The sequence below is a fragment of the Neobacillus sp. GCM10027624 genome, from assembly GCF_042675345.1.
In the GTDB taxonomy this organism is placed as follows: Bacteria; Bacillota; Bacilli; order Bacillales; family Cytobacillaceae; genus Neobacillus; species Neobacillus cucumis_D.
This window is the reverse complement of record NZ_JBHTHD010000008.1, coordinates 443083-469887: the sequence shown is the minus strand read 5'-3', so window position 1 is coordinate 469887 and position 26805 is coordinate 443083. Positions and strand designations below refer to the sequence as shown.

At 42.4% G+C, this 26805-nt stretch carries 32 protein-coding genes; 16 read left to right on the top strand and 16 right to left on the bottom strand.

Annotated elements, in window-relative coordinates:
- The first annotated feature begins 11 nt into the window (after positions 1–11).
- The 3 genes from ACFQZ9_RS13535 to ACFQZ9_RS13525 are packed head-to-tail and all read left to right on the top strand — an operon-like array spanning position 12 to position 2451.
- Complete coding sequence (locus ACFQZ9_RS13535) at positions 12–965, top strand: branched-chain amino acid ABC transporter permease (RefSeq protein WP_198310952.1); 954 nt, start codon at positions 12–14, stop codon at positions 963–965.
- The gene (locus ACFQZ9_RS13530; RefSeq protein WP_498944192.1) at positions 962–1744 is read left to right on the top strand and encodes an ABC transporter ATP-binding protein; all 783 of its coding nucleotides are present in this window, start codon (positions 962–964) and stop codon (positions 1742–1744) included. Before ACFQZ9_RS13535 ends, ACFQZ9_RS13530 begins: the two co-directional genes overlap by 4 nt.
- Entirely contained in the window at positions 1744–2451 is a 708-nt protein-coding gene (locus tag ACFQZ9_RS13525; protein ID WP_198310950.1) for an ABC transporter ATP-binding protein, read from the top strand. Before ACFQZ9_RS13530 ends, ACFQZ9_RS13525 begins: the two co-directional genes overlap by 1 nt.
- Positions 2452–2595: 144 nt before the next feature.
- Here the strand turns inward: ACFQZ9_RS13525 and ACFQZ9_RS13520 are convergent, their stop codons facing one another.
- The gene (locus tag ACFQZ9_RS13520; RefSeq protein WP_498944191.1) at positions 2596–4386 is read right to left on the bottom strand and encodes a TIGR04190 family B12-binding domain/radical SAM domain protein; all 1791 of its coding nucleotides are present in this window, start codon (positions 4384–4386) and stop codon (positions 2596–2598) included.
- A 181-nt stretch (positions 4387–4567) separates the two neighbouring features.
- Here ACFQZ9_RS13520 and ybaK point away from each other — a divergent pair, with 181 nt between their 5' ends.
- A complete protein-coding gene (ybaK, locus tag ACFQZ9_RS13515; protein ID WP_198310948.1) occupies positions 4568–5044 on the top strand; it encodes a Cys-tRNA(Pro) deacylase in 477 nt (158 codons plus the stop codon).
- Between the two features lie 206 nt (positions 5045–5250).
- Positions 5251–6360 carry a PRK06851 family protein gene (locus ACFQZ9_RS13510; protein ID WP_498944190.1) on the top strand — a complete coding sequence of 370 codons (1110 nt, stop codon included), beginning with the start codon at positions 5251–5253 and terminating at the stop codon, positions 6358–6360.
- A gap of 87 nt (positions 6361–6447) precedes the next feature.
- On the opposite strand, the gene ACFQZ9_RS13505 is transcribed toward ACFQZ9_RS13510, so the two are convergent.
- Positions 6448–6606, bottom strand: coding sequence for a hypothetical protein (locus ACFQZ9_RS13505; protein WP_197031369.1), 159 nt, complete (start codon positions 6604–6606; stop codon positions 6448–6450).
- Positions 6607–6741: 135 nt separating this feature from the next.
- On the opposite strand from ACFQZ9_RS13505, the gene ACFQZ9_RS13500 reads away from it, so the two are divergent.
- Complete coding sequence (locus ACFQZ9_RS13500; protein WP_198310945.1) at positions 6742–7416, top strand: DNA alkylation repair protein; 675 nt, start codon at positions 6742–6744, stop codon at positions 7414–7416.
- Positions 7417–7569: 153 nt separating this feature from the next.
- A complete protein-coding gene (locus tag ACFQZ9_RS13495; protein ID WP_198310944.1) occupies positions 7570–7803 on the top strand; it encodes a hypothetical protein in 234 nt (77 codons plus the stop codon).
- Positions 7804–7827: 24 nt separating this feature from the next.
- Here ACFQZ9_RS13495 and ACFQZ9_RS13490 read toward each other — a convergent pair whose 3' ends face one another.
- The 10 genes from ACFQZ9_RS13490 to ACFQZ9_RS13445 all read right to left on the bottom strand — a co-directional run bounded on the left by ACFQZ9_RS13490 (position 7828) and on the right by ACFQZ9_RS13445 (position 17226).
- Positions 7828–8484, bottom strand: coding sequence for a TetR/AcrR family transcriptional regulator (locus ACFQZ9_RS13490; protein WP_498944189.1), 657 nt, complete (start codon positions 8482–8484; stop codon positions 7828–7830).
- A 28-nt stretch (positions 8485–8512) separates the two neighbouring features.
- The gene (locus ACFQZ9_RS13485) at positions 8513–9619 is read right to left on the bottom strand and encodes an ABC transporter permease (RefSeq protein WP_498944188.1); all 1107 of its coding nucleotides are present in this window, start codon (positions 9617–9619) and stop codon (positions 8513–8515) included.
- Entirely contained in the window at positions 9616–10338 is a 723-nt protein-coding gene (locus ACFQZ9_RS13480) for an ABC transporter ATP-binding protein (protein ID WP_198310941.1), read from the bottom strand. The genes ACFQZ9_RS13485 and ACFQZ9_RS13480 overlap by 4 nt, the downstream gene beginning before the upstream one ends.
- Positions 10339–10552: 214 nt before the next feature.
- Positions 10553–11455 carry a FixH family protein gene (locus ACFQZ9_RS13475; RefSeq protein ID WP_498944186.1) on the bottom strand — a complete coding sequence of 301 codons (903 nt, stop codon included), beginning with the start codon at positions 11453–11455 and terminating at the stop codon, positions 10553–10555.
- Entirely contained in the window at positions 11452–12129 is a 678-nt protein-coding gene (locus ACFQZ9_RS13470) for an ABC transporter ATP-binding protein (protein WP_498944185.1), read from the bottom strand. The genes ACFQZ9_RS13475 and ACFQZ9_RS13470 overlap by 4 nt, the downstream gene beginning before the upstream one ends.
- Entirely contained in the window at positions 12126–12923 is a 798-nt protein-coding gene (locus ACFQZ9_RS13465; protein ID WP_498944184.1) for an ABC transporter permease, read from the bottom strand. The genes ACFQZ9_RS13470 and ACFQZ9_RS13465 overlap by 4 nt, the downstream gene beginning before the upstream one ends.
- Positions 12887–14230, bottom strand: a complete 1344-nt coding sequence (gene nosD, locus ACFQZ9_RS13460; protein WP_498944183.1) for a nitrous oxide reductase family maturation protein NosD — start codon at positions 14228–14230, stop codon at positions 12887–12889. The genes ACFQZ9_RS13465 and nosD overlap by 37 nt, the downstream gene beginning before the upstream one ends.
- On the bottom strand, positions 14227–14802 hold the full coding sequence (locus ACFQZ9_RS13455; RefSeq protein ID WP_498944182.1) for a hypothetical protein: 576 nt from the start codon (positions 14800–14802) through the stop codon (positions 14227–14229). The genes nosD and ACFQZ9_RS13455 overlap by 4 nt, the downstream gene beginning before the upstream one ends.
- Positions 14803–14880: 78 nt before the next feature.
- The gene (nosZ, locus tag ACFQZ9_RS13450; protein WP_498944181.1) at positions 14881–16752 is read right to left on the bottom strand and encodes a Sec-dependent nitrous-oxide reductase; all 1872 of its coding nucleotides are present in this window, start codon (positions 16750–16752) and stop codon (positions 14881–14883) included.
- A gap of 18 nt (positions 16753–16770) precedes the next feature.
- Positions 16771–17226 (bottom strand): cytochrome C, encoded by a 456-nt coding sequence (locus ACFQZ9_RS13445; protein WP_198310934.1) that lies wholly within the window; start codon positions 17224–17226, stop codon positions 16771–16773.
- Between the two features lie 265 nt (positions 17227–17491).
- On the opposite strand from ACFQZ9_RS13445, the gene ACFQZ9_RS13440 reads away from it, so the two are divergent.
- The gene (locus ACFQZ9_RS13440) at positions 17492–18235 is read left to right on the top strand and encodes a Crp/Fnr family transcriptional regulator (protein WP_498944180.1); all 744 of its coding nucleotides are present in this window, start codon (positions 17492–17494) and stop codon (positions 18233–18235) included.
- A gap of 123 nt (positions 18236–18358) precedes the next feature.
- Here ACFQZ9_RS13440 and bshB2 read toward each other — a convergent pair whose 3' ends face one another.
- A complete protein-coding gene (bshB2, locus tag ACFQZ9_RS13435) occupies positions 18359–19030 on the bottom strand; it encodes a bacillithiol biosynthesis deacetylase BshB2 (protein ID WP_198310932.1) in 672 nt (223 codons plus the stop codon).
- Between the two features lie 19 nt (positions 19031–19049).
- Positions 19050–19397 carry a YojF family protein gene (locus ACFQZ9_RS13430; protein ID WP_133332876.1) on the bottom strand — a complete coding sequence of 116 codons (348 nt, stop codon included), beginning with the start codon at positions 19395–19397 and terminating at the stop codon, positions 19050–19052.
- Positions 19398–19699: 302 nt separating this feature from the next.
- On the opposite strand from ACFQZ9_RS13430, the gene mobA reads away from it, so the two are divergent.
- The 6 genes from mobA to ACFQZ9_RS13400 all read left to right on the top strand — a co-directional run bounded on the left by mobA (position 19700) and on the right by ACFQZ9_RS13400 (position 22942).
- Complete coding sequence (mobA, locus tag ACFQZ9_RS13425; RefSeq protein ID WP_498944179.1) at positions 19700–20299, top strand: molybdenum cofactor guanylyltransferase; 600 nt, start codon at positions 19700–19702, stop codon at positions 20297–20299.
- A 75-nt stretch (positions 20300–20374) separates the two neighbouring features.
- Positions 20375–20839: a molybdenum cofactor biosynthesis protein MoaE gene (locus ACFQZ9_RS13420; RefSeq protein WP_498944177.1), complete on the top strand. Its 465-nt coding sequence runs from the start codon at positions 20375–20377 to the stop codon at positions 20837–20839.
- Positions 20832–21065 (top strand): molybdopterin converting factor subunit 1, encoded by a 234-nt coding sequence (gene moaD / locus ACFQZ9_RS13415; protein ID WP_026572624.1) that lies wholly within the window; start codon positions 20832–20834, stop codon positions 21063–21065. The genes ACFQZ9_RS13420 and moaD overlap by 8 nt, the downstream gene beginning before the upstream one ends.
- 21 nt (positions 21066–21086) lie before the next feature.
- Positions 21087–22106: a thiazole biosynthesis adenylyltransferase ThiF gene (locus tag ACFQZ9_RS13410; RefSeq protein WP_498944176.1), complete on the top strand. Its 1020-nt coding sequence runs from the start codon at positions 21087–21089 to the stop codon at positions 22104–22106.
- A gap of 118 nt (positions 22107–22224) precedes the next feature.
- Positions 22225–22533, top strand: a complete 309-nt coding sequence (locus ACFQZ9_RS13405) for a YwdI family protein (protein ID WP_498944175.1) — start codon at positions 22225–22227, stop codon at positions 22531–22533.
- A 37-nt stretch (positions 22534–22570) separates the two neighbouring features.
- Complete coding sequence (locus tag ACFQZ9_RS13400) at positions 22571–22942, top strand: DUF423 domain-containing protein (protein WP_133332881.1); 372 nt, start codon at positions 22571–22573, stop codon at positions 22940–22942.
- 41 nt (positions 22943–22983) lie between these two features.
- On the opposite strand, the gene gerQ is transcribed toward ACFQZ9_RS13400, so the two are convergent.
- On the bottom strand, positions 22984–23448 hold the full coding sequence (gene gerQ, locus ACFQZ9_RS13395) for a spore coat protein GerQ (protein WP_198310927.1): 465 nt from the start codon (positions 23446–23448) through the stop codon (positions 22984–22986).
- 233 nt (positions 23449–23681) lie between these two features.
- A complete protein-coding gene (gene hemQ, locus ACFQZ9_RS13390; protein ID WP_498944174.1) occupies positions 23682–24425 on the bottom strand; it encodes a heme-binding protein in 744 nt (247 codons plus the stop codon).
- Between the two features lie 243 nt (positions 24426–24668).
- On the opposite strand from hemQ, the gene pta reads away from it, so the two are divergent.
- Together pta and lipL are read left to right on the top strand one after the other, a co-directional pair.
- Positions 24669–25640, top strand: coding sequence for a phosphate acetyltransferase (gene pta, locus ACFQZ9_RS13385; protein WP_198310925.1), 972 nt, complete (start codon positions 24669–24671; stop codon positions 25638–25640).
- A gap of 248 nt (positions 25641–25888) precedes the next feature.
- Positions 25889–26722: an octanoyl-[GcvH]:protein N-octanoyltransferase gene (gene lipL / locus ACFQZ9_RS13380; RefSeq protein WP_498944171.1), complete on the top strand. Its 834-nt coding sequence runs from the start codon at positions 25889–25891 to the stop codon at positions 26720–26722.
- Positions 26723–26805 lie beyond the last annotated feature (83 nt).

Below are 26805 nucleotides of genomic sequence, written 5' to 3'. Positions count from 1 at the left end.
GTGGCTAAGCGATGAATACAATTAAACATACAAAAGGCTTCTGGAGTTCAATCGTTTTAGCCGTTGTTTTTTCAGTTGTAATCCAATTTTTAATTAATGGTGGAACACTGAATCAGTTTTATGTAAACACATTGTTTTTTATTGGAATTAATATTATATTAGCAGCAAGTTTACATTTAATTATCGGAATTACCGGCCAGTTTTCGATTGGACATGCCGGGTTCCTTGCAGTTGGTGCATATGCATCAGCGATTGTGACGATGAAATTAGGTCTTCCCTTCCCGGTAGCCATTTTAGTGGCAGGAGTAGCTGCAGCGATTACAGGACTAATCATTGGTATTCCGACCCTTAGACTTAAGGGAGACTATTTAGCGATTGCGACGCTTGGCTTTGGGGAAATTGTCAGGATTGTTTTATTAAATATCGACTATGTCGGCGGAGCAAGCGGGATGACCGTATCTCATTTCACTACATGGCCATGGCTTATAGGCTGTGTAATTTTAACCATTGTAGTAATTGTAAACTTTACGAATTCAACACACGGGCGTGCTTGCATTTCCATTCGTGAAAATGAAATAGCTGCCGATGCGATGGGAATCAATACGACGTACTATAAGGTTGCCGCATTTGCCATCGGTGCTTTTTTTGCAGGGGTTGCCGGTGCATTGTATGCTCATAACTTTTATATTATCCAGCCAACGAACTTTGGCTTCTTGAAGTCCTTTGATATCTTGATTTTCGTTGTACTTGGTGGATTAGGAAGTATGTCTGGGGCAGTCATTGCCGCGATCTTACTCACAATTATCTCAACATATTTGCAGGGCTTCCCTGAAGTTCGGATGATTGTATACAGCTTAGTTCTAGTAATCATGATGCTTTACCGTCCACAAGGATTGTTAGGAACAAAAGAAATAACCTCATTCTTTAAAGGTGGTAAATCCGTTAAAGGAGGAGTAAAAGGATGAATGCAAACACACCGTTGCTTAAAGTAGACAATGCCGGAATCCGCTTTGGCGGCTTAAAGGCCGTTTCTGATGTTAACCTTGAATTAAACCAAGGCGAGCTTGTCGGATTAATTGGACCAAACGGCGCCGGTAAAACTACATTTTTTAACCTCCTTACAGGGGTTTATGTACCAACAGAAGGAAGCATTTCTTTAGATGGGGAAAAATTAAATGGTTTGGCGCCCTATAGAATTACTAAAAAGGGAATTAGTCGTACCTTCCAAAATATTCGTTTATTTAGTGAATTATCTGTGCTTGATAATGTTAAGGTAGCCTATCATTCGCTTGCCAAGCATTCGATTTTAAGCTCAATCTTCCGTCTTCCTCCTCATTTTTCCGGTGAGAAAGAAATGGAGGAAAAGGCGATTGAATTCTTAAAGATTTTTAACCTGGATGGATTTATGCATGAAAAGGCGAAGAATCTTCCTTATGGTCAGCAGCGCCGTCTTGAGATTGCCCGTGCCCTTGCGGCCAACCCTAAATTGTTGCTTTTAGATGAGCCGGCAGCCGGGATGAATCCACAGGAAACAGAGGAATTGATGAATCTAATCGCGTTAATCCGTGAGCGTTTCTCCTTAACGATTTTGCTGATTGAACACGATATGGGACTTGTCATGGGCGTATGTGAACGAATCTATGTACTTGATTCCGGCCAACTTATTGCACAAGGAACTCCTGAGGAAATCAGAAATAATCCTAAAGTCATCAAAGCATACCTCGGCGAGGAGGTCATTTCATAATGTTAAATATTAATGATATCAATGTATACTATGGTAATATTCATGCCTTAAAAGGTGTTTCGCTTGAAATCAACCAGGGGGAAATTGTTACTTTGATTGGGGCGAATGGTGCGGGGAAGAGTACACTATTAAAAACGATTTCGGGCTTACTAAAACCGAAGAATGGTGAAATCCTTTTTGAAGGAAAGCCGATTGGCGGTAAAGTGGCCCAGTCCATCGTAAAAATGGGATTATCCCATGTTCCGGAAGGACGCCGTGTGTTTGCAAATATGTCGGTTGAGGAAAATCTTGAATTAGGTGCCTATCTTCGAAATGATAAGCAAGGAATTCGTGAGGACTTCGATAAGGTGTATCAGTTGTTCCCGCGCCTTCATGAGCGCCGCAAGCAATTATCCGGAACATTATCCGGCGGCGAGCAGCAAATGCTCGCAATGGGGCGTGCATTAATGGCTCGTCCAAAGCTGTTGTTATTGGATGAACCATCAATGGGACTTGCACCACTTTTAGTCAAAACAATTTTTAATATTATCGAGGAAATAAATAAAACAGGCACAACGATTCTCTTGATTGAACAAAACGCCAATATGGCCTTATCAATCGCCGACCGTGCCTATGTCATTGAAACAGGGAAAATTGTTGCATCAGGTTCTGCAGAAGAACTCACGGCAAGTGACCAAATTAAATCAGCCTATCTTGGGGGGCATTAGAAAAGGTATTGGGGAAACCCCATTACCTTTTCTTTAGCTGGTAAGAAAGTATAAACTTTTTCCAAGTTTATAATTTCTTCCTGCGCATAAGTGCAACTACGCCTCATGAACCGCCCTTAGGGCTCGCCAATCGGCGAGTTTTCTTTATTCTAAATCCAGATTCACTTGCTCCCTTAGTTTCGGGCTCAATTGATGTCTGATTTTAATCGCATAATCCTCACACAGCTGCTCGATCCCGACAGAGACAAGTGAAAAAATATTAGCATAATTCTTTTGGACTTCCCATTTCAATTCATTCTTCCCGCAAATACTATAATGGTTTAATTCCTCTATTTCTTTTTTTAGTTTTGCAAACTCTGCTGCTTGCAGCTCATCCGGCAGTTTAAGGATTTGATCAATTTTTTCAATATAGTTTAAAGATTGGACAATTTTTCGCTTAATATCGCAATAGGCTGCTCCGTCAATAAGGGCATATTTCAATTTAAACTCATTGAGTTGATGAGCCGCAGCGTATGTTGCGGAGACAATGTCATCTCTCGTCATCTCATTGGTCTCGTAGCTCAGCATATGCTTCCATGATGGCTGAGTGATCGCCTTGCGGTGGTCCTCAAGCGTATGACAGAGCTTTTTGTAACCGTACCTTTCCGGATGCTCAAAAGCAGGGCTTGCCGGGTCTAAAAAGGGAGCCAGCGGTGCTACAAAATAAAACAGCCTTGGGTCTCGCCCGCCGGCAAGATGAATTTGCTTGCAAAACGAGATGTTTTTTAAGGCACTTTCATACGTCTGCCCCGGTATACCTACCATGAAAAACAAATCAATTTTCTTACAGCCATGTTTTAAGGCAAAATTCAATGTGTCGATAACCTTCTGATTTGTACAGCTAAACTTTCCATTGTTCCGTCTTAGATTTTCATCATAGGTTTCAAGAGTAATTTCAATACTGTATTTTGGAACACTTGCCTGCAACTTTTCAAAAAAATACTCATCGGCATATTGGAATAATTCAAAGACGATCTCATTTTTCAGGTGGATGCTTTTCAGCAAACGAAAGAATTCATTAACATAGTCATCCCCTCCCTGGCGGATATCGTGCAGAATAAAAATGGGCGCCCGGCTGAAACGTTGAATAAATTGAATGTCACTTACGAGCTTGCCAGGTGACCTAAGCGCAAGTTGGCTGCGCTTACAATTTTCATTGTAGGCATCCCGCGATCCCCCGCAAATCAGACAATTTTGCGTGCAGCCCCGCGCTGTAAGCAAGGCCGTATTGGGGTATTGCAGCCAGCCATTATAGGGAAGCGGGTCCATAAAGTTACGGTATTTAAAAACGGAACGAATCGTATAGCGATAGCCAGGGACATCAAACTCATCTAAATCCTTTGGTACATACGTAATCGGATTAAAGCCCTTTTGGTTGTCTCTTTTCCAAGTAAGGTTCGGGATGTCTGCGTAATGGGTGTTCCCTGCCTCGAGTTTATTCATTAGGAGGAGCATCAGCTTTTCAGTTGAATCACCGCGCATCACGAAATCAATAAATGGGTATTCAATTAATTCTTTGTGGTAGTAGGTGGCAGATAATCCACCGAAAATGATGGGGGTGTCTGGATGGAGTTGTTTCACCACTTTGGCGAGTTCAATACTTCCATGGGCATGGGGCAGCCAATGCAGGTCAATCCCAAACGCTCTTGTGTTCAGGCTGCGCAATTTTTTTTTAACATTAAAGCTCGGATTCATCAGCATCCGATTGGCAATATTAATGATTCGGACTTTAAATCCGTATCGTTCTAAATAATCGGCGATACTTGTTAACCCAATTGGATACATTTCGAAAACCGGCGATGACGGAACAACATCACTAATCGGTCCAGCAAGCAAAGCATTTTCCCGAAAATCATAGACACTAGGTGCATGTAAAAGAACCAAATCGTATTTCAAACCAACCACCCTCAATCTAAATTGTCTGCAGGAATCTTGGAAGTTTTCTAATTTACTTCAGTTTACTACATCCATTGTTTTAGAGAGTGACAAACAGGTGACAGTTTTTGGATTATTTTGTGAGCGGATCCATCCGTATTTGGTATAATGGCAATAAAAAATTTTTTTAAGGATGATAATCATGGCACAAGGTAAAACAAACGCAATGCGGATTCTTGACGCAAAGAAAATTCCGTATGATATGCATACATACGAAAACAAGGACGGAAAAATCGATGGAGTATCCGTCGCCCATAAAATCGGCAGAGATCCAGAAGTAGTATATAAAACTCTTGTGGCCCAAGGGGCATCGAAAAACATCTATGTCTTTGTCATTCCCGTTGAGGCAGAATTGGATTTAAAAAAGGCTGCAAAAGTTTCCGGTGAAAAAAGGATTGAAATGATTCCGGTGAAGGACATCCAAAAATGGACAGGTTACATCCGCGGCGGCTGCTCACCGATTGGAATGAAAAAGGAATATAAAACCTTTATTGCAGAGGCCGCAAAACAGCTTGAAGTAATGGTCGTCAGCGCTGGGAAAATTGGCGTCCAAATTGTATTAAAGCCGGAGCATTTACAAGAAACGGCCAAAGCCGAATTTGCTGATCTCGTAAAATAAACCAAACAAAGATTTTAATCAAATTTTAATCTCCTCACTTCCAATAGGCATTCACCTATAAAAGACACACGCATATGATAAGGTGAAAATGTCAGAAAGAAACCTCGCCGACTGCGAATCCATAAGTGTGGTTCATGGGCGAAGTTGCACTTAATGCCAGATAGGAGGTTACATTTCCTATCGGCTGATAAAGGGAGTGTTGTTAAGTGGTAGGAAAAGTTAAAAATTATTTCGCCGGTGGAAATACAGCCAGGGGATTTCACAGTCTTTATGATTCCAACCTCCAGGGGCTTGATCGTTTATTTATTCTAAAAGGTGGGCCGGGAACAGGAAAATCCTCCTTAATGAAAAAAATCGGCAATGAATGGCTGGAAAAAGGCTACAATATTGAATTCCTCCATTGCTCCTCTGATAACAACTCGATCGACGGTGTGATCATTCCAACATTAAAAGTGGGAATTGTCGATGGAACGGCTCCGCATGTCATCGAACCGCAGGCACCGGGGGCAGTAGAAGAGTATATTAATCTTGGAGAAGCTTGGAATTCACAAAAACTCCGCTTTCATAAAAATAAAATTCAACGCCTGACAAATCAAATCAGTGAATCCTTCCAAACAGCCTATGCAACGTTTAAGCAAGCATTGGACATTCATGATGATTGGGAGAAAATTTACATCGGCAGTATGGATTTTAAAAAGGCCGATCAATTAACCAATAAACTCATTGAAAATTTCTTTGGGAAAATGAAATTGAATAAGAAATCCGATATTCGCCACCGCTTTTTAGGAGCGGCCACACCAATGGGTGCTGTTGATTTTGTACCGAATTTAACCGAAGAGATTACGAAACGTTATTTTATCAAAGGCCGGCCGGGTTCCGGAAAATCAACAACGCTGAAAAAGCTTGCGGCAGCGGCAGAAGAAAGAGGGGTCGATGCCGAAGTTTATCACTGTGGTTTTGATCCGAATAGCCTGGATATGGTCATTCTAAGGGAGCTTGGGATTGCCATCTTTGACAGCACCGCCCCGCATGAATATTTCCCAAGCCGCGATGGCGATGAAATTATTGATATGTACGAACTTTTGATTGAACCTGGAACAGATGAAATTTACGCAGATTTTATCACTGAAATTTCCGGGAAGTATAAAACGAAAATGACAGAGGCTACTTCCTATCTTGCAAAGGCAAAGGATTTGCATGATGAGCTTGAGGAAATCTATGTATCCGCTATGGATTTTACAGTAGTAGAAAAAATCCAAAGTGAAATTCGCGAAAAGATCAATGAGCTGGGGGACTTGGCAGAGGTTAATGCATAGGAAAATGGGCAGCAAGGGTAGTAAATCAGAAAAAACCATCTATATAATTCCTCAAAACAGTAAGCCAGGCGATGTCCGCCTGGCTTTTTATTGATGAGGATTGGTTTTGCTTTGCTGACTTTTTACGTTCTTTTTATTTCCCTTGCTGTTATCCCCGCTGACAAATTCACTGGCGAATTCCGCCTCAGCGTGTCCAGCCTGCGGCGAATTCTGATTGCCGCTGCCTTTATTATACTTCTTCGTCATGGTCAAGCTCCTTTCCTATTCACTAATCTATAGTTTGGCATGTGTTCAATTGTTTATACACACGATTGTTTCTTCCTAATAGTGGCAATAACTAGACTAACTATTTTAGAATGAGAGAAAGACCAATGCCAGGGGATGAGAAATTTGAACGATGCTGTCGCGTTATTAACCAATCTATTTGAACACAACCGTAATGAAGCAAATGCTGGGCCGATGGCGAAATACATGAAAAATCATTTTCCCTTCCTCGGGATTAAAACACCCCAAAGGAGAGAGCTAGAAAGGCAATTTTTCCATGAAACAGGAATTTTAAAAGAACCGTTAAATCCTGAGTTTGTCCTTGAGCTATGGAACAAACCAGAGAGAGAGTATCAATATACGGCATTAGGGTATCTGGAAAAATTACAAAAGAAACTGGGAAAAGAGGATGTAGCTTTTTTGGAAGGATTGATTACGACCAAATCATGGTGGGATTCAGTTGATGTCTTGGCACCAAAGCCGGTTGGAACGATTGCCCAAAAGTTTCCGGAAGTCATTGGTGAAACGATTGTGGGCTGGGCTGTACATGAGAATATGTGGCTGCGGCGGGCTTCGATTCTTTTTCAATTGAAATACAAACAAGAAACAAGGGAAGAAATTCTCTTTGAATACATAAGGAAAAATGCCGACAGCAAGGAGTTTTTTATCCAAAAGGCAATTGGCTGGGCCTTACGCGAATATTCGAAAACCAATCCGGAATCGGTAAGAAAGTTTATCGAAGGCCACAAGCTGGCACCATTAAGTTTCCGGGAAGGTAGTAAGTATATATAAAGGGATGTCAGCAATAACACCGACGGCAGAGGCAATCCTGGCCAAAATGACGATCCATTTTATCGTGTACGGCTAACAGTTTAAAATATCAGGCGGAAACAGTTAACAAGGCTCAAGCTTTGTTATATAATTTACCAAAAAGGCAGGGTAAGGATGAGTACAAAAAGCAATAAATTATTACATGGCTGGACCATTATTTCACATCCATCGTATCAAATTTTTTCGAATAAAAATGCTTACGTGATCATCGATGAAGACCATGACGTAGTTCTTCGCTTCTCCCTCCAGGAAAGTGAGATTGAAATTCTGGGCGGGAGCTGGAATTTAAATTACAAAATCAATCTCGGTTTTAAAACAATCAAAATCTTGAATGCACCTGAAGAATAAAAAGAAAGGCACGCTGCATATAAGTCAGCGTGCCTTCGTTGTTCCAAGGCCGTGCATGATGAACTGGATGATTCTCTCCGTCTCTACTTCATCATCCCATTCAGCATTAGGGAAAAGTAAATATTGAGCCATTAATGAACCGAAAACGGTAGTAATCGCAAGTCTTGCAGCACTTTCCGGCGGCATTTCAATCATCTGCCCCTTACCTTGGTAGTGTTGAATAACATTAACAAACCGATCAAAGGTTTGTTTCGCCACATGCTCGAAAAATTGCTCCCTTAATTCCGGCTGAAAGGGAATTTCCTGGAGCATGATTTTTAAAATAGAGATATGCTTTTTTAAAAATTCACGGCGGTTCTCCATCATGGCTCTGATAAAATCCTCTACCTGGTCAAACTCACGGTCTAAAACCTTATTTAAATCATTGATGATGAAAGGACCAATCAATTTAGCCATCATCGGGGCGACGATGGACATGAGCAGTTCCTTTTTTGTTTTATAATGGCGGAAGATGGTGCCCTCGGCAACACCCGCCTTTTTAGCAATTTCATTTGTCGAAGTACCGGCATAGCCTTTTTCCGAAAATGATTCAATTGCAGCGATGAGAATCTTCTTCTGCTTATCGGTTAGTTCATCTTTTTCAGCAAACAGCTGCTGGACTAACTCTTCTTCCTCTGACATAGGGGACTCCCTTCGGTTTTAAAGACTGTTATATTTTCCGATATTTTTTTAAAGCAAATACATTCAAGACAATAAAGACAAAAGCGAATCCGAGTAATACGAAGAGGTCGCTGCTAATGTTACTAAGTCCTTCCCCTCGATACATTACGCCCTGCAAGGCATCGCCGCCATAGTACATGGGCATGCATTTGGCAATGACCTGCAGCCAGTCTGCCATGCCCTCAACCGGAAAAATACCGGCAAAAAAGATTTGCGGAACGATGACAATCGGGATAAATTGCATCATCTGGAATTCAGAATTGGCAAAGGCGGATAATAAAATCCCAAGCGACAAGGCGACCAGCGCCAATGTTAAATTAATGAGAATCACATTCCAAATGGAGCCAACCAACATGATATCTAAAACTTTAACGGCAAAAAAGACAACAATGACCGTTTGAATGACGGCAAAAATTCCGTATCCGAGTAAATAGCCAAATACGATATCCCTTCTTTGAATCGGAGTGGCCATTAGCCGGTCCAATGTCCCGGTGGTTCTTTCCTTTAACAGGGCAATTCCGGAAATTAGAAAGACGAAAAAGAAGACGAAGAAGCCGATAAAAATCGCTCCGAGTTTATCAAAAAAGGTAGCATCCTTACTGCCATATACATAATCAGTCTGGATGGTCGGGGCCTTCGCCGAATCTAGTTTGATTGGCACACCCGGAAGCTTACTTTGGACCGTTAGGATAAATGTTTTCAGTTTTTCGGTCTGTTTTTTTGCATTTTCAGCAGCGATGGATTGCTGAATTTTTATTTGCAGCGGTTTTGCTGCAGAAGGGTCATCGTTTTTAAGCGTGAGATTGAACTCTTCATCCTTCAGCTGCAGCAGGGCGTCTAAATCATCCTTGATGACCGTGTCCTTTGGATTATTCACGTGATTATATTGTTTGATGATAAGGTCCTTACTTTTTAATTGTTTTACTAAAGAAGCGTCTGCGCCTGTTATACCGACCAAGGGCTTTACCGTGTTTCCGTTAAATAAATAATGGAGGAGGGTCATGATTAATAAAGGCGCCACCATCATTAATGCCAGTGCCCGTTTGTCACGGAGCATCTGCCGGAAAATTCTTTTTACGAGGGCTGTTACTCTCATGATTTTTTACCCCCTGCCTTTAAAAATACCTCTTCTAAACTGGTAATCCCGTATTGTTCCTTCAATTCTTTTGGGGAGCCGCTGGTAAGGATTTCTCCGTCACGGACCATGGCCAGATGGTCGCATTTTTCAGCTTCATCCATGACATGGGTTGTGACTAAAATCGTCTTGCCGGCGTCCTTTAAACGGTAAAGTTCAGACCAAATGGACAAGCGCAATTCCGGGTCAATTCCAACGGTTGGTTCATCCAAAATCAGGACATCAGGGTCTTGAATTAAGGCCACAGCAAGTGAAAGGCGGCGTTTCATTCCCCCTGAATACGCCTGGACCTTCTTTTTTAAATCTGCGGTAAGGTTGACTAGATCGGCCGCATAGGCAATCCGCTTTTTTTGATCCCGCTTTTTTACTTTAAAGAGGGCGGCAAAAAAGGCTAGATTTTCTTCACCAGTCAGGTCGTTGTAGAGGGCATCGGCTTGAGCCATATAACCAATTTTCTGTAAGAGTGTGAGATTTGGAACCGGAATGTCCAAAACACGGATCTTTCCTTGTGTTGGGCTGTCCATGCCAACAATCATCTTCACTAAAGTGGTTTTTCCCGATCCGGAAGGGCCGATTAAGCCGTAGATTTGGCCGGGTTCAATGACTAAGCTTACATCGTTTAAGACTTGTTTTTTTCCAAAGCTTTTGCTAACTTCATTCACAACAATCGAGGCTGTCATTTGTACTCCTCCTTTTTGGAAGTGAGTAATCACTCACTAATAGAATATGCGTTTTCGTTAAAAAAGTAAAGTGAGTAATCACTCACAAAATGGGTGAAGATTCGACAAATGTGAAAAACAAAAAGATAGGTTCACAATTTCACAAAGGTGCCAGGCACTGTGTGAAATAGGTAACAATGTAAAAGGCATCATGCGGACATGATGCCCTGGAATCCTATAAAATTACGATTTTTAGTGAATTAACCTGGGAAACGAGGAGGTCTTCGTATTTTTGCTGGGCCTCGTAGTATACTTCTTGGTCACCGGCTTTTGGGTTATCCTTTTTCGCCTCATCCAGCAAGTCCTCCTGTACTTGCTGGATGAGGACGATCGATTGATATTGCTTGCGCTCCTTGGCCCAAAATTTCTCCTCGCCATACTCTTTGATTAACTTTTTAGCAGATGTGTATTGGTTGTATTGATTCCGAACCTTTTGGATTTGCTGCTCTACCTTGGCGGGGTCAGCTTTATGACCTTTTTCTTCAGCCAACATCGCCATTGAGCGCATGCGAATGATTTGGGTTAAAAGCTGGTTCTTATCATCGAGCACTTTTTCCTGGGATTTCAGGTAGGTAAGCTCCTCCTCCAATTGCTTGCCGTTATATTGTTTCTTTGCTGATTCACGATTAATCTCGAGTTGAAGCTGGTTTATAAAGCGGTAAAAAGCTAAATCGTCATTTGTTATCCATTTACCATTAATGGAAGCAACACCCTGCGGCTTCTTCACATCAAAGTTGATGATCTTTTCTGTTTTCTCGCCGCCCTTTTCTAACGTAAACGCGGCTTCATATTTCCCGGGCATTTCAAGCTGAATATTTCCGGCATAAGTACCTGCTTTACCCTCTGTCAGTTTTGCTTTATAACTGCCATGGTCCATACTGGCCATCGATAATTCAACCGATACCTTTAGTCCTTTAACAGCCTTTTTGTTTTCCAATACTTTCATTTCAAATGGCATCGCTTTGTCCTTTTGGAAATAAAGCGGTTTTGTAACATCAATCTTATAATCAGGGCCGGAGCTGCAGCCCGCAAGCAGCGCTGCCAGCAAAACCAAAGCGAGCATGGTCCGCTTTATCATGATTCCATTCCTCCTAAGTTTTGTGTTTGTAAAAATTCCTTAACCGTGTATTTTTCTATTTTGCCATTGTTTAAATAGGCAACATGGGTGCAAATCTGTTTGATTTCATCCAGGTGGTGCGAAGAGAGCAGGATGGTTTTATCATGAAGTGATTTCAGCACCTCTAAAATTTCCTTTCTTCCCATCGGGTCAATCCCGCTTGTCGGCTCATCTAGGATGAGCAGGCTGGAATCCTGATATAGTGTGACCGCCAGTCCCAAACGCTGGAGCATCCCTTTTGAATATTGTTTTACCTGGATATCGCGGTCGTCCCAAAGACTGACTGACCGCAGCACTTCCTCGATTCGTATCGTATCAGCTTTTCCGGAAACGGCTTCGGCGAAAAATCTCATGTTTTCAAATCCAGTTAGCATCGGATAGAGCATGAATTTTTCCGGAAGATAAGCAATCGCTTTTTTCCATTCGTTATTTTTCTTGGATACTTCCAATCCATTTATTTTAATCGAGCCCTGTTTAACCGGGAGAAGACCTAGCAAACTGTTGATTAACGTTGATTTTCCCGCACCGTTTCGTCCTACAAGGGCACAGACCTCCCGCTCATGGATTTCAAGAGCAACTGAATCCAGGACAATTTTTTTCCCGAAGGATTGTTTTAAATTCGTAACAGAAATCATTCATAACCCTCCTTGCGATGAAAAATAACTGCCACTAATGATGAAAGGGCAAGCCAGAATACGAGATTTCCGAGAAGGAAAAAGCCCGGCTTCGTCCACATGAAGGCCTGCAGCAGTCTTGACATATGCCCAAAGGAATATACCCCTGTTCCCGTTTCGATAAACATCCTTATCGCTTGCAAAGGATTTAAAAAGTAGACAGCTGAAAATAGTTTCACATTTTCATGGGTTACATCAGGAAGAAACGATAAAAGAATAAAATCATGCAAGAAGAAAAAGTAAAACCAGATAAAGATCGTATAGCCGATAATTTGCATTCTTGAGCGGCTAAAGCTGCCAATCGCTGCCCCCATTTGCAGAAAGACGAGTGCCATACAAATAATGGCTAGTATAAAAATAAAGTACCCCTTAAAATCTAGCTGGAAATTAAATTTCAGTAAAAGTAAGTAAATGAAAAACCATACTAGTAGGGGGGCAAGAACGACCCCAGAAATTCCGATGCTTTTTTTCATCAAAAAGCTTGCGTAATGTTCCTTTTTTGTCAGCAGCATGATGAGTGTTTTTTGTTCCTTCTCCTGAAAGATTGAAAAGGCGCCGATAAACAAGCAAAGAATCGGAATAAAGTAAATAATCGTATCAAACAGGTTGATGATTAAAACATAAAAGCCATTATCGTAGGAAAGGGCAGTGGAACGAAACAAAATGCTGATTGAAATCAGTACGATAATACTAAGTGCGAGCCAAAGACCTTTTCCTCTTATATTTTCCTTCCATTCCTTCCAAATGTAATGCATAGTCGTTTTCTCCCCTTTATAAGCAGCCATAAAACAAGTAAAGCAATGGCGGTCAACCAAACTTTTGTGTGGCTGCCTTTTGCGCTCCCAACTAATGGGTGTGAATCACGAAACATCAATGCTTCCCCTGACAGCGCGGCATTTAATTTTTCATAGATTTTAATCGCCGGGCTTTTTAAAAATAAATTGGTTAATTCCTGGTCCTCAATCAGTTGGTGGAGGGAAGAATGATAGGTTACGGGAAAGTCGCCAATTCGGTCCTGATTTAAATCGGTAACCGGAAAAGCTGAGCCCCAGTCATTTCCCTTGCCATCCATGCTCCAGGAATTGTTTTCCCCTGTACCGCCAAGGGTAACAGCGGGAATCGTGTTATCAGTAATTCGATTTAACGTAAAGGTCTGATCATTGGAACTGGCCCAAAGCTCAATCCCGATTTGATTTTGGATTATGCGGTTGTGCCGAAATAGATTTCGTGTTGCTTGATCTATATATAAACCCCGTTGGTTCATGTAAAAGGTGTTATTTTCAATTTTATTATCATTGGCTTGAAGCAGCATCAAGCCAAACGATTGATTTCCATAGTTTACGATAAATTGGTTTCCATCCAATGTGAGATGGTTTGAATTCATAACAGCAGCGCCGCCCTGATTCATCGTGAAAATATTATTTTTAAAAACATTTTTGTCAGAATACATGTAATGCAATCCATAGCGGGTATGGCTGATTTTATTGGCAATGCTTCGATTTTTGTGAGCATAATCGAAAAACATCCCGTCCCGCGTGCCTTCTATGGTGTTCCCAATGAGCAGGTTTTCATGGGCGTAATAAACATGGAGCCCATTGCCCTGGGCGGCAATTTCGCCCTTGCCCATCCCTTTAATATGGTTATTTCGAATGGTATTATAGTGGGCCTTGCTTAAATAAATACCGTGAAAGGAATGTCGGATGGTAATGTGCTCGACAAGATTATGGTTACTGTAAATCTTAATGGCTGCGTATTCCTCCGCAGAATTGCGGTTCATGCTGCCGTCTGTCACGGTTAGATGACTCAGTGAAACACGCGGTGCCTTGATGGAAATAACATTTCCGCTTCCGTCTCCCTTGATCACGGTGTGCTTTGAGCCAATCAATGTAAGGGGCTTATCGATGACGATATTGCCTTCATAGGTTTGATTCTCAAGCTTTAAAACCGCTCCCTCTTTCGTGGAGTCGATCAAGGATTGCAAGTTTTCGGCTGCCATATTTTTCTCGGGTTTAATTAGAAAAAAGAGAGAAAAAACGAAAAGAAAGAGCGTCAATTTTTTCATTTTCTTTTTCGATCCTTCCATAGCGGAATGAGTAATAACACAAAGGCTGCTAATAAGAAATAAGTACCCGGTCCAAGCTGGCTGTGGGTAATAAAGTTTGCTACCTGGTTTTTCCCAACAATCGGCGGTACGAATGGTGCAATTTTAATCGGTGCATGCGGGCTTAAGTTGGTCCCAAAATCATGCAGCGCATTATGAAGGTCTAGGACACCAAGAATGCCGCCAATCACAATGACACCAATCAATATATAGAGAACAATCTTTTTTCTTAGAATCGCGGTTAAAAGGGTGATGGCCGCTAACCCCCATACAAGATAGGCGAGATAGGAAAGCTCAGGAAAGTTTTTTTCACTGAAGTTTCTCATTCCAATATAGTGGTTCAGCCCGTTCACAATATCAAGTTGTCCGTCAAGCTTGTTCGGATAAACGATAATGTTTAATCCTTCTGGATATTGTGGAGCCCAAAATACCATCTTCCACCATGGGAAAAAGATGGAGAAAACAAATAATACGGCGGCTAAAGCAATCAATAATGAAGAGGTGATCGATAATTTATTACTACTGGCATTCAAGTTAACCACTCCTTTTATAGGGGTAATGGGAAATGGATGAGGGTATCAATCGAAAAATTGATACCCATCATCAACTTTTTATTTTTTAGGCTTAACAAGGAAGTAACCATTCATTTCCTGATGCAGTGCAGAGCAGAAGTTTGTGCAATAGAGCGGGAAGGTACCTGCTTTATCAGCGGTAAACTCTAATGTATTCGTTTCACCAGGCTGAACTTCCATGTTTAAGTTATAGTCATTGATGGCAAAGCCGTGGGTAATGTCTTCATCCATATCAATATTGGTTAAGTGAATAAATACATGATCTCCTTCATTTACCTCAATCGTGTCAGGTCGTTTTGCTTTCGCGTCAAAGATAAATCTTGAGCGGAGTGCAACACCGTAGACATGGACCTCATTGCCCTCACGAACAATTCTTGTATCCGACTTTTTATAAACCGCATCCGAATTCTTTGTATCCTTTGGATACACATTAATGGACTTAATTTTGTCTGCCTTAATCATCTGTGCATAGTGTGGTTCAGGGTTTACCGGAACCGTATCCACTACCTTCATCTTGCCGCTGATATCAATTAACTGCATCGTTTCAGGGTGTGAAGGTCCCACAGATAAGAAGTTATCCTTTGCCAATTTGTTCAATGCGACAAGCCATTTTCCATCAGGTGCAACGGTGTCACCTTCAGCCGCAACAGAGTGTCCCGGTGAATACTGGACTGGTACGCGGTCTAATGTTTCACCCGTTTTAGGATTCCATTTTACGATTTCAGAAGAGATAAACATGGTTGTATAGGCCATACCCTTATTATCAAACTGGGTATGAAGCGGTCCAAGTGCATTTTCTGGGTTCACTTCTCGTTCCATAACCGATTTATAGTTTAGAATAGGAATGCCGTTTCTTTCACCAGAGAAATCCTTGTTTTCAACTGCCTTAAATGCCTTTTCAAATGAGAAAACAGTCATCGCAGGTGCTAGTTTTCCAGAAGCAATGAAATATTTGCCGTCCGGAGTTACATCCACACCGTGTGGCGACTTAGCAACAGGAATTAAATAGATTCCACCTTTTTGTTTTTCTGGGAAAATCATCTTTTGCCCGTTCACATCTGTGTATTTGCCTTCCTTGACCATTTTCGCAAGCTCTTTCCAGTTAAAAAGAACAATATAGTCGCGGTCTGCTTGGGACGCGTTGATTTCCATTGTGGTTGTTGATTCTTCTGTATTGTAAGTAGTCAACACAGCCCAATCTTTAGAGCTCTTCTTACCGGCATCGGAAAGGTCATAAGACCATGGCGGCAGAGCAACCTGATAAGCAATATTTAGCTTTTCTTTGTTTTGGTCAAAGGTGACAGCTGACATTACACCACGGTATTTTGAATGATAATCATCAAGAGATTCATATTTTTGCCCCAGCGGAACAGCAAAGCGAGTTGGTAAAAACATGTACTCGGTATTTTCCGTTACGAAGGCGGCACAGTGCGGCCCCGATGTATTTGGAACTTTAATAATGTCCCTTGTAGTCCACGTTTTTAAATCAACTGCAGCTGCACGACTGTTTCCTACATCGGTTGCAAATAGGAATTTACCATCGTAGTCCCCATTTGTTTCTGAAAGGGCTGGGTGGTGGAGATCGCCCCATGTATATCCGCCGAGCATTTTCTTTGTTCTACTGTCAAATCCATAACCTGTTGCCGGATCAGGCGAGAAAACCGGAATTGTTCGAATTTCCCGCATCGATGGAACACCATAAACAAACAGTTGTCCAGAGTGACCACCGGAATCAATCAGGTAATAATCATCTTTTTGCCCAAATGGGACATACACTTTTTCTGCATTGCTCTTTGTGCTGCTATTTGCCGCTTCGGTTGTTTTTGGACTTGATGAAAGGTCGGCAAAGGAAATGGTAGCTGCCACAAAGCCGGCAACAAGGCCGGAAGCAATTGGAATCCATTTTTTCATTTGGTTGCACCACCTTTTTTATTTAGCTTCTGAAGCTTTTTTTAGAATATCAAGAACTTGTTTTCGTTCTTCGTCTGTTAAAGGATTTTTGCCAATAACGCCTGACATAACAGCTGAGTCTGGTTTGGTTAAGAATTGTTCAATCGGCATGCCGTGTTTATCTTTTACTTCTACAAAGGCATGGGATAGATCCGGACCTACTTGGCCGCCTTTGAGGTTTAATGCTTCAACAGAGTGACAGCCTAAGCAGCCTCTTTTTGAAAGAATGTTGTCCTGGTCCACTGATGTTGTCGTTGCAGCCGTCTCTTTTGATTGTGAACCTTGATCCTTAGTGGTTGAGTTTGTGCTTGTATCTGATTGCGCCGCTACTTGAGGCTGTGATCCAGAATCCCCCGTAATCACATCAAACACTAAGTAACCAAGGCCAAATCCAATAACAAGACTAATAACGAAACTGATGATTGCCTTATTCACTTTTTTCCCTCCTTTTATGTCTAATCAACAGTTTTATCCTATGCTGTGAAGGCTTTCAAAAATGTGATGTTTCTCACATCTTTATTGGGCTGTGTGAACGTTCTGTGAAACGGCCCGTCAGGTATTGTAATGAAGCGGTTTCTGAAAAATGAACGTTTTGTGAAACCATTAGTGAAACTTGTCACTTCTTTTAAAAAAGAAATTTTATACAATGGGGGGAAGAATGGTTTCTAAGTTTTCAAACATGAAAAGGTGGTGGAAAAAAATGAATGGAAATGAATGTGTAAATGATCCACACTTAGTTGTCTTACGGACCACAAAAACGGAGGATTTTTTACGGAAAATCGGTATTTTTCAAGACTTGTCGCCAAGCTCACTGAAGCTGGTCGAGAAACGGGTTCAAACCTTTTCGTTTAAAAAAGGGGATAGGATCATGTCGGAGGATGATGTTGCACGGGGAGTTTATTTTGTTTATTCCGGTACAGTGAAGCTAACGAAGCAGGATGAAAATGGAAACGAAATCATTGTCTGCATCAAGCAAAAAGGGGATATGTTTGCGGAGGCGTGCTTATTTACGCAAAGAACACAATGCTATCCGGCAACGGCATCGATGCTTGAGGATGGGAAGATTCTCTTTTTGGATAAAAATGAGTTAGAAAGGGATTTGTACGACTATCCGGAGCTTTCGATCCAGATGATTCGTTATATGAGTGATTCGTTGCGGGAGATGACCGCTCAATTGCGTGATGTGGCCTTGCTCGATGTTTACGCAAAAACAGTTAAGACGTTAGAGCGCTTGGGGAAAAAGTTTAATACTGGTCAAAATCGCTGGGATATTGAAATTCCGCTAACCGTTCAGGAATTTGCCACGGTTGTCGGTACATCAAGGGAAAGTGTCAGTCGTGTATTTTCAAAATTAAAGAAACAGGAAATGATCGATATGAAATCAAGGAAAATCGTAATCCTTGACTGGTGCCGGTTCTGTACTTTGCTACATTCGGATTTATAAATGTTGGTAGTGGATTCGCGGATAAAATGTTTTGTACATTGGGAAATGACCTTTTTATGTTGCTGTTACAAATCAAATTTACAATAGCATTAAAAAAATAGAGGTACCCATTATGGGCAGCCTCTATTTTGTGAATTTATAAGTCCAAAATCGCTCATTGTTGATCCATGCCATAACTTGCGGGTCTTGATTTTTGAGTTTTTCAGTCATATCGCCCAGCATTTGCTCGGTTTGTGAGCGGTGCGCTCTCATGGCTGCAAGTTTTTTATCGGCAACCGCGGAAATATTATTGATAATATCGGCTTCGCCAAGCTCTTCTAAGCAATTATTGGAAAAGGCTACGCAGTGTAATTTTGGCCGTGCAGCAGCAGGAATTTTTTCGACAGCCCGAACGACGGCCGCACCGGTGGCCTCATGGTCGGGATGTACGGAATAGCCTGGATAGAACGTGATAATGAGTGATGGGTTTAACTCATCAATTAACGACGAAATAACGTTTGTCAGCTTTTCTTCATCCTCAAATTCTACGGTTTTATCACGGAAGCCAAGCATCCGTAAATCCTGAATGCCAAGGGCGTTGGCTGCGTTTTTCAGCTCTTCTTTTCTGATTTTTGGAAGATTTTCTCTGTTTGTGAAAAGGGGATTCCCCATGTTACGTCCCATTTCACCCAATGTTAGACAAGCATAGGTAACAGGGGTTCCATTTTCGACATGGGTGGCAATGGTGCCGGATACCCCAAATGCTTCGTCATCCGGATGCGGAAAAACGACTAAGACTTGACGCTCTTTTTCCATTACGGTGTTTCTCCTTTCCTTATTCAAATGGAGTGGTGCTGATTTCTAAGGCAACGGCAAGCTTTCCTTTGCTGTCGTGGCCGGCAAGCAACAGGCGGTTTTGTTCATCGATTTCAAAATGGGTGAGCCCTTCTGCATAGACCCAGCCAAGGTTGATTTTTAAGCCAATCCGATATGGGCCGTTTCCGGTGATTTTTCCTAGTTCATATTGAACAAGGGCATTGCGGATATAGGCACCAGCTGAAAAAAAGGATTGATCAAAGTGTGAGGCATAGGCACCATTGGTGGTTTCTAGGTGAAGATAGACATCTTTATGGGCATAGTGGTTGATTGCTTCCTGAACTTTGGCTACATCAATTGTTTCCATAACCTGTGGCTCCTTTCCCGATATTAAATGTATGATTTCTACTTTTCTATTGTAATTAATAATGTAACTATCATACTAAAATCAGTTGAAAAAAGCGAAGGGAACGCTTAAAAAAGTGGTGTAGCCTGGGTAAGGAAGTCAATTGTTGTTTAAGGTGCTGCGATTGCTGTATACGTGTTTTAATTGTCGTATGAAAAAAGCGAATGGCTCAAGCCATTCGCTCTACTATTTACTTGGTTCCTGCTGTTAATTAGGTACCAAGTGTATTAAAATGGGTAAAACAATTACTTATGGGGTGCACTATGAAGGCGGCGGCAATCATTTTATCCGGCGGTAAATCAAGCCGGATGGGTACAAATAAAGCCCTTTTAAAAATAAACGAAAAAACCAATATCGAGCGGTTGGTGGAGGAACTGAAGGGTTTTTTTTCAGAAATCATCCTTGTGACCAATCTTCCTGATGAATATCAGTTTTTAGGAGTAAAAATGGTTTCCGACCGATTTCCCGGACTGGGACCGTTAGCCGGTCTTCATGCGGGGCTGCAAGAGTCGACACAAGAAGTGAATGTGGCCGTGGCGTGCGATATGCCGTTTGTTTCTGGCGAACTTGCTGAAAAAATTGTAGCAAAACTTGACGGCTTTGATGCAGCTATCCCTGTCATTGAAGGAAAGAAACAACCATTATTCGCTGCCTATGGCAGACGTATTTTACCAGTGGTAGAGGCAAGTCTTGAAAAAGGAAACCTCCGGATGACGCAGCTTTTTGACGACCTTCAGGTTCTATATTTAACGGAAGAGGACCTTCCGGGATACAGCAAACCGATACTTGAGCGTACTTTTTTCAATATGAACTACCCGGAGGAATACGAAAAAGCAAAAAAATGGGCAGATGGAGATAACTGACAATTAAGATTATTTGCCGAGGCCGCTCTAAAGCAATATAATAACGATAAAATGGCGTGCAAAAGGGGTGATAAATTGAACTATAATATTTCGAAGGAGCCAATTCAAATTCAGGCAGTGATCGACAAGGTAATCCAGCGTGAGGCTGGAGCAATTACCACTTTTATCGGTACAGTCCGTGAATTAACAAAAGGCAAGAAAACCTTATTTCTTATATATGAGACCTATGAGGCAATGGCGTTGAAAAAATTAGAACAGATTGGACAAGAGATTGAACAGCGCTGGGAAGGCTCAAAGGTAGCCATCACGCACCGCGTTGGCAAGCTGGATATTACCGATGTCGCGGTCGTCATCGCTGTTTCAACGCCGCACCGTGCTGACGCCTATGAGGCGAACCGCTATGCAATTGAACGAATTAAAGAGATCGTTCCTATTTGGAAAAAGGAACATTGGGAAGATGGAGAAGAGTGGATGGGAAACCAACTTGAAACCGTTGCATACCCGTCCGGAAAACCGGAGGAGGAAGACTTACATGAATAAGGTGCTGTTTTTTGCACATTTACGTGATGTAGTGGGAGAAGAATCATTAGCATTAAACGCGGCTGGTAAAACGGTCTCCGATTTGAAAATTGAACTGACCGCAATCTACAATTTGCCGAAAATGGAAACCGTGATGACGGCCATAAATGAAGAATTTGCGTCAAATGATGAAGTCATCAGTGAAGGTGACGTTATTGCCTTTATCCCACCCGTTAGTGGCGGTTGATTTCTAGGAAGGGGTTTACAAATGAATGATCGTTATTCGCGGCAGATTCTCTTTCCAGGAATCGGACAAGATGGTCAGGAGAAGATTCGCCGTAAGCATGTGCTGATGATTGGCGCTGGAGCGCTTGGCTCAGGGAACGCCGAAATCTTGGTACGATCTGGTGTCGGGAAACTGACCATCATCGACCGTGATTATGTCGAGTCCAGTAATCTTCAGCGACAGCAGCTCTATACAGAGGAGGATGTTGCGGAAAAGCTTCCGAAGGCGGCAGCGGCTGAAAAACGCTTAAGAGCGGTTAATTCGGACGTTGAAATTGTCTCTGTAATTGGCGAAGCAACCGCCGAATGGCTTGAAGAAACAGCCCGTGAGGTCGACCTTATCATCGATGCTACGGATAATTTTGAAATCCGCATGATTATCAATGATGTTTCGCAAAAGTATAAGGTTCCGTGGATTTATGGGGCCTGCGTTGGCAGCTTCGGGATGAGTTTTTCGATTCTTCCTGGAAAAACACCTTGTTTAAATTGCTTGCTGCGTACGATTCCACTCCAGGGGATGACCTGTGATACAGGCGGGATTATTTCACCAGCTGTGCAGATGGTGATTTCCCATCAAACGGCGGAGGCATTAAAGATCCTTGTCGAGGATTGGGAAGCTGTTAGATCCTCGTTTGTCAGCTTTGATTTGTGGCGGAATCAATATACTAATATGAAAATGTCTAAGGCGAAATTTTCCGGTTGCTTGTCCTGCGGCGAGAGTCCGACCTATCCTTATTTGGATCAGGAAAATACCACGAAAACAACCGTGCTGTGTGGCAGGGATACGATACAAATCCGTCCAGCAAGTCAAAGGGAGCTTTCACTTGAAAAACTGGCGGATCAGCTTCGTTTATTAGGATATGCAGTAAAAGGAAACCCTTATTTGTTATCGGTTGAAATGGGGGAAGAGCGCATGGTGGTCTTTAAAGACGGCCGTGCCCTTATTCATGGAACAAAGGATTTGATGCACGCTAAATCCATCTATCAGCGGATTTTGGGATAGGAAGGGGAGACTGAATAATACAGTCTCTTTTTTATAGGATGCTAAAATATGACATGTTTCACGTGAAACATTAAGGATTGTGTCGTAAGATGTTAGGAAATGAGAGGTGTTAGGATTTTTGAATATTTCTGTTCAAAAGCTATTAGCGAAAATGGAAGATGAGTTGCAGTCTGCTAAGCAAAGCACCAAGGGCGAAAGCTTGCGGGAAAGGGTTTACTCTATTAAAATATTATGCGAACTCATCCTCGAAGAAAAAGCGGAAATGCGGGTGCAGGCAGCTGTAACTAATTCGCCTGTTGTTCAACAGCCGATGGTGGTGCAGCCTGCTTTTCAGCAGCCTATGTTTCAACAACAGTCCGCGATTAATCAACCAAAGAAACTAGATATGGGTGACGATGCGAACGGAGATTCACTGTTTGATTTTTAGGTGTTTGGCGTTCAATTAAAGAAAAGAGGGAAATCATATGAAGGCTTTCATTATCGTAGGGGCAATTAATGCCTTTTTGGCGGTAGCGCTGGGGGCTTTTGGGGCTCACGGACTGAAGGATAAGCTAGATGCGCATTATTTAGAAATTTGGAAAACGGGCGTTACCTATCAAATGTTCCATGCAATTGGAATTTTGGTTGTCGGTCTTCTGCTTGCAAAGGTGGCGGACAGTTCATTATTTACTTGGTCCGGCTGGCTGATGCTGATTGGCATCATTTTCTTCAGCGGCAGCTTGTATGTGTTAAGTGTAACGAAGATTGGTATTTTAGGGGCGATTACACCGATTGGCGGCGTTTGTTTTTTGGCAGCGTGGATTCTTGTAATCGTAGGGGCAGTAAAACATCTATAAAAAACAGGCATTGGGGCGGGCTCCAATGCCTGTTTTTAGGTTTATCTTGGCGGGTAGGTGCCTAGGTTCGGCGCACTACCGAATGGATATTCATATTCGATTTCCTCACTGAAGGTAATGTAGTCAACAGCTACCATTGGGATGAGGAAACGGGCGCCTGATTGTGGATCGCTAAGGATAACATGGTCACGCCCTGCGGCCTCAATGATGCCCTTAAAGCTTTTTGCGTTCCACTGGCTGTTTCCTTCAAAGGTGGCAAATACGGTGACGAGTTTGCCCTTATTTAATCGTAAAATGTTTTCGATGTATGATTGCTCAATCGGCAATTGGCCAGGCAGTTTTGGCCCTGCTGCACCGGGAGTGGTTGTTAAACCACCTCCAGGGCTGGCTGGTGGAAATGATGTAACGCCTGTTTGTGGGAAGAAGGCCTGCTGCGGAGGCTGTGCTCCCGGCTGTCCGGCTGCTCCTGTATAGGGCTGAAACCCTTGTGGATAGTATTGACTCATTATTTTCCCCTCCTAAATATGAATAAATCTAGGCTCAACATTCTATTCATACTCCACCCACCCCCATTTGGTTCCAGTGGGGCAGATGCAATTTTTATTGTCACCTCTCTTTACGAGATGGATAGAGTTTTTCTTAGACTCGCTGTTTTATAAGTATGTGGGGAGGAGAAAAAATATGACTTGCTTTAATTTATGAAAAATAAAAAAGTCCCCAGTGGCTGAGGACTTTTTTCTTATACGTGCAGGAAGCCGGATACGCGTTCTTCTTTAAGGATATTCCCGACGAAGAAGGCGCCAAATTCGCCATAGCGGGCACTGACTTCATCAAAGCGCATTTCATATATAAGCTTTTTAAATTGCAGGGCATCGTCCGCGAACAGGGTAACGCCCCATTCGAAATCATCAAAACCAACGGATCCAGTAATGATTTGTTTTACTTTGCCTGCATATGTACGGCCAATCATTCCATGGCTGCGCATTAAATTTTTGCGCTCTTCCATCGGAAGCATGTACCAGTTGTCATTGCCCTGACGGCGCTTATCCATTGGATAGAAGCAAACATGCTTAGCTTTAGGCAATTTTGGATAAAGGCGAGCTAACATTTGCGGGTTCTGGTATGGATCTTCGCCCTGTGGCAAATAGTTGCTGAGCTCAACAACGGAAACATAAGAATGAGCTGGAATCGTGAATTCAGCTAATTTTGTTTTGTTGAATTCGTTTTCAATTTCATTCAACTCTTCCATACTTGGGCGCAGGATCATCATCATAAAGTCAGCCTTTTGACCAACGATTGTATATAAGGCATGGCTGCCTTCATTGCGTTCCTGGGTGGTGTTCCACTTTTCAACTAGACTTAAAAACTCGTGGATGGCTGCTTGGCGTTCATCGCTGGAGAGCATTTTCCAAGTTGTCCAATCAATCGTGCGGAAATCATGCAGGCAATACCAGCCTTCAAGTGTTTGTGCTGCTTCACTCATTCATATCACTCCTTTAATCTCTAAACAATCTATACTATATCATAGTTTGACCAAGAGGCTTGAATAAAACACTTCATTGCATAAGAAAATGGATATTTTCATAAAAAAAGGCAAATAGTAAAAATTAGATTGTTTTGAAAACAAAAACATTTTTGTGAAAACGTTCTCTATGAGGGTGGCCCTTGAAAATTCATTTTGGTTTTGTAATTCTTAAAGAAGTAGAAGATAAAGGGAGGATTTATCGTGAGTGATTTATTTGAAGGTTTAAAACAAAAGGTTGCAGGCCGCGATTTGAAAATTGTATTTCCGGAAGGGCTTGATGAGCGGATTATCCGGGCTTGCGGCCGCCTTGCAGCGGAAAAATTAATGACACCGATTTTGGTTGGCAACATTGAACAAGTTCAAGCGAAGGCGAAAGAGCTTGGGGTTTCTTTGGATGCGGCGGAAATTTATGATCCAGCATCGTATGCCGGAATGGATGAACTTGTTTCGGCATTTGTTGACCGCCGTAAAGGTAAAGCTACCGAAGAGGATGCACGCAAGATTTTATTGGATGAAAACTATTTTGGCACAATGCTTGTGTATTTAAACAAGGCGAACGGACTTGTCAGCGGTGCGGCCCACTCTACGGCAGATACGGTGCGCCCTGCGCTGCAAATTATTAAAACAAAGGAAGGCGTTAAAAAGACTTCCGGCGTGTTCATCATGGTTCGCGGCGATGAGAAATATGTGTTTGCGGATTGTGCGATCAATATTGCCCCGGATAGCCAGGATTTAGCGGAGATTGCGATTGAAAGTGCGAAAACAGCTGCAATGTTTGATATCGACCCCCGCGTCGCGATGTTGAGCTTTTCAACAAAGGGTTCAGCGAAGTCTGAAGAGACTGAACGGGTGGTTGCTGCGGTCGAGGAAGCAAAGCGCCGTGAGCCATCGCTTGTTTTGGATGGTGAGTTCCAGTTTGATGCAGCCTTTGTACCATCTGTGGCAAAAAGTAAGGCTCCGGGTTCTGTGCTGCAGGGGGATGCGAATGTGTTTATTTTCCCAAGTCTTGAAGCAGGAAATATCGGTTATAAAATTGCGCAGCGCTTAGGCGGCTTTGAAGCAGTTGGGCCGATCTTACAAGGTTTGAATCAACCGGTAAATGATTTGTCCCGCGGCTGTAATGAAGAAGATGTCTATAAGCTTGCGCTGATTACAGCGGGGCAGGGATTATAATAGGTTGTGTGCGCTGGTCTCTATTAGGGGGCCGGCTTTTTTACGGCTTAAATGGAGAATTGTTGATATAGGTCTCAAAAGTGTTGATATCGGGGAAAAAGTGTTGATATTTGCTCAAAAAGTGTTGATATCTGTTCCAAAAGTGTTGATATCCACCAAAAAAGTGTCGATATCATCCCCAGATGGCTAATCCACCACACCATTTGATATACTAAATAAAGATTTTTGATTAAAAAGGAGTGACGTTGATGGAAAATACACTCCATTTACTGCACCAGCCGCAGTGGCGGGTCATCGATCAGTCGGCTACAGGCGTTCATTTCAATGCTTTGCAGTCATTTGGTACGGATGACACCCTTTGTGCCTCAGTTGGAACAGGTAATGCACCGGCGACTGCACGGACATGGGTCCATCATAACACCGTTGTCCTCGGAATCCAGGATACGAGGCTGCCGTTTTTGGAACAAGGCAGACAATATCTCGAGCAGGAGGGCTTCAAATCCATTGTCCGAAACTCCGGCGGCCTGGCAGTCGTCCTCGATGAAGGAGTTCTGAATATTTCTCTCATTCTTCCAGAAACAGAAAAAGGGATTGATATTAACCGCGGCTATGATACGATGTGGCATCTGATTCAGCAGATGTTTGCGGATTTCCCCGATCATCACATTGATGCAAGGGAAATCGTTGGTTCCTATTGCCCCGGCAGCTATGATTTGAGCATTGATGGGAAAAAGTTTGCCGGTATCTCACAGCGCCGTTTAAAAAAGGGTGTGGCGGTGCAAATTTACCTTTGTGTTAATGGCAGCGGCAGCAAGCGGGCCGGGATCGTTAAACAATTTTACGAGATTGCCCGAGGCGGTGAGGAGACGCGTTTCTCCTATCCAGAGATTGTTCCCGAGGTTATGGCCTCTCTATCAGAACTGCTAGATCAAAATTTTACGATTTCTGATGTGATGCTGCGGCTGTTAAACGAGTTAAAGCGGAACAGTGACTTTCTGTATGCCGGACAGTTAAATGACTATGAGCTTGAGCTCTTCCCCGGTTACTATCAACGGGTCATCGATCGAAATGAAAAAATGTAAAAAGCCGTAAACCAGATTTGGATTTACGGCTTCTTTTATAACGAGAATGTTGCACTTTTCTCCCTTTGCTTTTTCTAATTTCT

What these genes read in the sequence shown, in the direction of transcription:
- ACFQZ9_RS13465 (WP_498944184.1), bottom strand. Translation starts at nt 12,923, where the DNA reads ATGCATTACATTTGGAAGGAATGGAAGGAAAATATAAGAGGAAAAGGT.
- ybaK (WP_198310948.1), top strand. Translation starts at nt 4,568, where the DNA reads ATGGCACAAGGTAAAACAAACGCAATGCGGATTCTTGACGCAAAGAAA.
- ACFQZ9_RS13410 (WP_498944176.1), top strand. Translation starts at nt 21,087, where the DNA reads ATGAATGATCGTTATTCGCGGCAGATTCTCTTTCCAGGAATCGGACAA.
- ACFQZ9_RS13495 (WP_198310944.1), top strand. Translation starts at nt 7,570, where the DNA reads ATGAGTACAAAAAGCAATAAATTATTACATGGCTGGACCATTATTTCA.
- lipL (WP_498944171.1), top strand. Translation starts at nt 25,889, where the DNA reads ATGGAAAATACACTCCATTTACTGCACCAGCCGCAGTGGCGGGTCATC.
- ACFQZ9_RS13475 (WP_498944186.1), bottom strand. Translation starts at nt 11,455, where the DNA reads ATGATAAAGCGGACCATGCTCGCTTTGGTTTTGCTGGCAGCGCTGCTT.
- nosZ (WP_498944181.1), bottom strand. Translation starts at nt 16,752, where the DNA reads ATGAAAAAATGGATTCCAATTGCTTCCGGCCTTGTTGCCGGCTTTGTG.
- ACFQZ9_RS13440 (WP_498944180.1), top strand. Translation starts at nt 17,492, where the DNA reads ATGAATGGAAATGAATGTGTAAATGATCCACACTTAGTTGTCTTACGG.
- ACFQZ9_RS13400 (WP_133332881.1), top strand. Translation starts at nt 22,571, where the DNA reads ATGAAGGCTTTCATTATCGTAGGGGCAATTAATGCCTTTTTGGCGGTA.
- mobA (WP_498944179.1), top strand. Translation starts at nt 19,700, where the DNA reads ATGAAGGCGGCGGCAATCATTTTATCCGGCGGTAAATCAAGCCGGATG.
- gerQ (WP_198310927.1), bottom strand. Translation starts at nt 23,448, where the DNA reads ATGAGTCAATACTATCCACAAGGGTTTCAGCCCTATACAGGAGCAGCC.
- ACFQZ9_RS13500 (WP_198310945.1), top strand. Translation starts at nt 6,742, where the DNA reads ATGAGAAATTTGAACGATGCTGTCGCGTTATTAACCAATCTATTTGAA.
- moaD (WP_026572624.1), top strand. Translation starts at nt 20,832, where the DNA reads ATGAATAAGGTGCTGTTTTTTGCACATTTACGTGATGTAGTGGGAGAA.
- ACFQZ9_RS13470 (WP_498944185.1), bottom strand. Translation starts at nt 12,129, where the DNA reads ATGATTTCTGTTACGAATTTAAAACAATCCTTCGGGAAAAAAATTGTC.
- ACFQZ9_RS13525 (WP_198310950.1), top strand. Translation starts at nt 1,744, where the DNA reads ATGTTAAATATTAATGATATCAATGTATACTATGGTAATATTCATGCC.
- ACFQZ9_RS13480 (WP_198310941.1), bottom strand. Translation starts at nt 10,338, where the DNA reads ATGACAGCCTCGATTGTTGTGAATGAAGTTAGCAAAAGCTTTGGAAAA.
- nosD (WP_498944183.1), bottom strand. Translation starts at nt 14,230, where the DNA reads ATGAAAAAATTGACGCTCTTTCTTTTCGTTTTTTCTCTCTTTTTTCTA.
- ACFQZ9_RS13430 (WP_133332876.1), bottom strand. Translation starts at nt 19,397, where the DNA reads ATGGAAACAATTGATGTAGCCAAAGTTCAGGAAGCAATCAACCACTAT.
- ACFQZ9_RS13530 (WP_498944192.1), top strand. Translation starts at nt 962, where the DNA reads ATGAATGCAAACACACCGTTGCTTAAAGTAGACAATGCCGGAATCCGC.
- hemQ (WP_498944174.1), bottom strand. Translation starts at nt 24,425, where the DNA reads ATGAGTGAAGCAGCACAAACACTTGAAGGCTGGTATTGCCTGCATGAT.
- ACFQZ9_RS13535 (WP_198310952.1), top strand. Translation starts at nt 12, where the DNA reads ATGAATACAATTAAACATACAAAAGGCTTCTGGAGTTCAATCGTTTTA.
- ACFQZ9_RS13485 (WP_498944188.1), bottom strand. Translation starts at nt 9,619, where the DNA reads ATGAGAGTAACAGCCCTCGTAAAAAGAATTTTCCGGCAGATGCTCCGT.
- ACFQZ9_RS13490 (WP_498944189.1), bottom strand. Translation starts at nt 8,484, where the DNA reads ATGTCAGAGGAAGAAGAGTTAGTCCAGCAGCTGTTTGCTGAAAAAGAT.
- bshB2 (WP_198310932.1), bottom strand. Translation starts at nt 19,030, where the DNA reads ATGGAAAAAGAGCGTCAAGTCTTAGTCGTTTTTCCGCATCCGGATGAC.
- ACFQZ9_RS13505 (WP_197031369.1), bottom strand. Translation starts at nt 6,606, where the DNA reads ATGACGAAGAAGTATAATAAAGGCAGCGGCAATCAGAATTCGCCGCAG.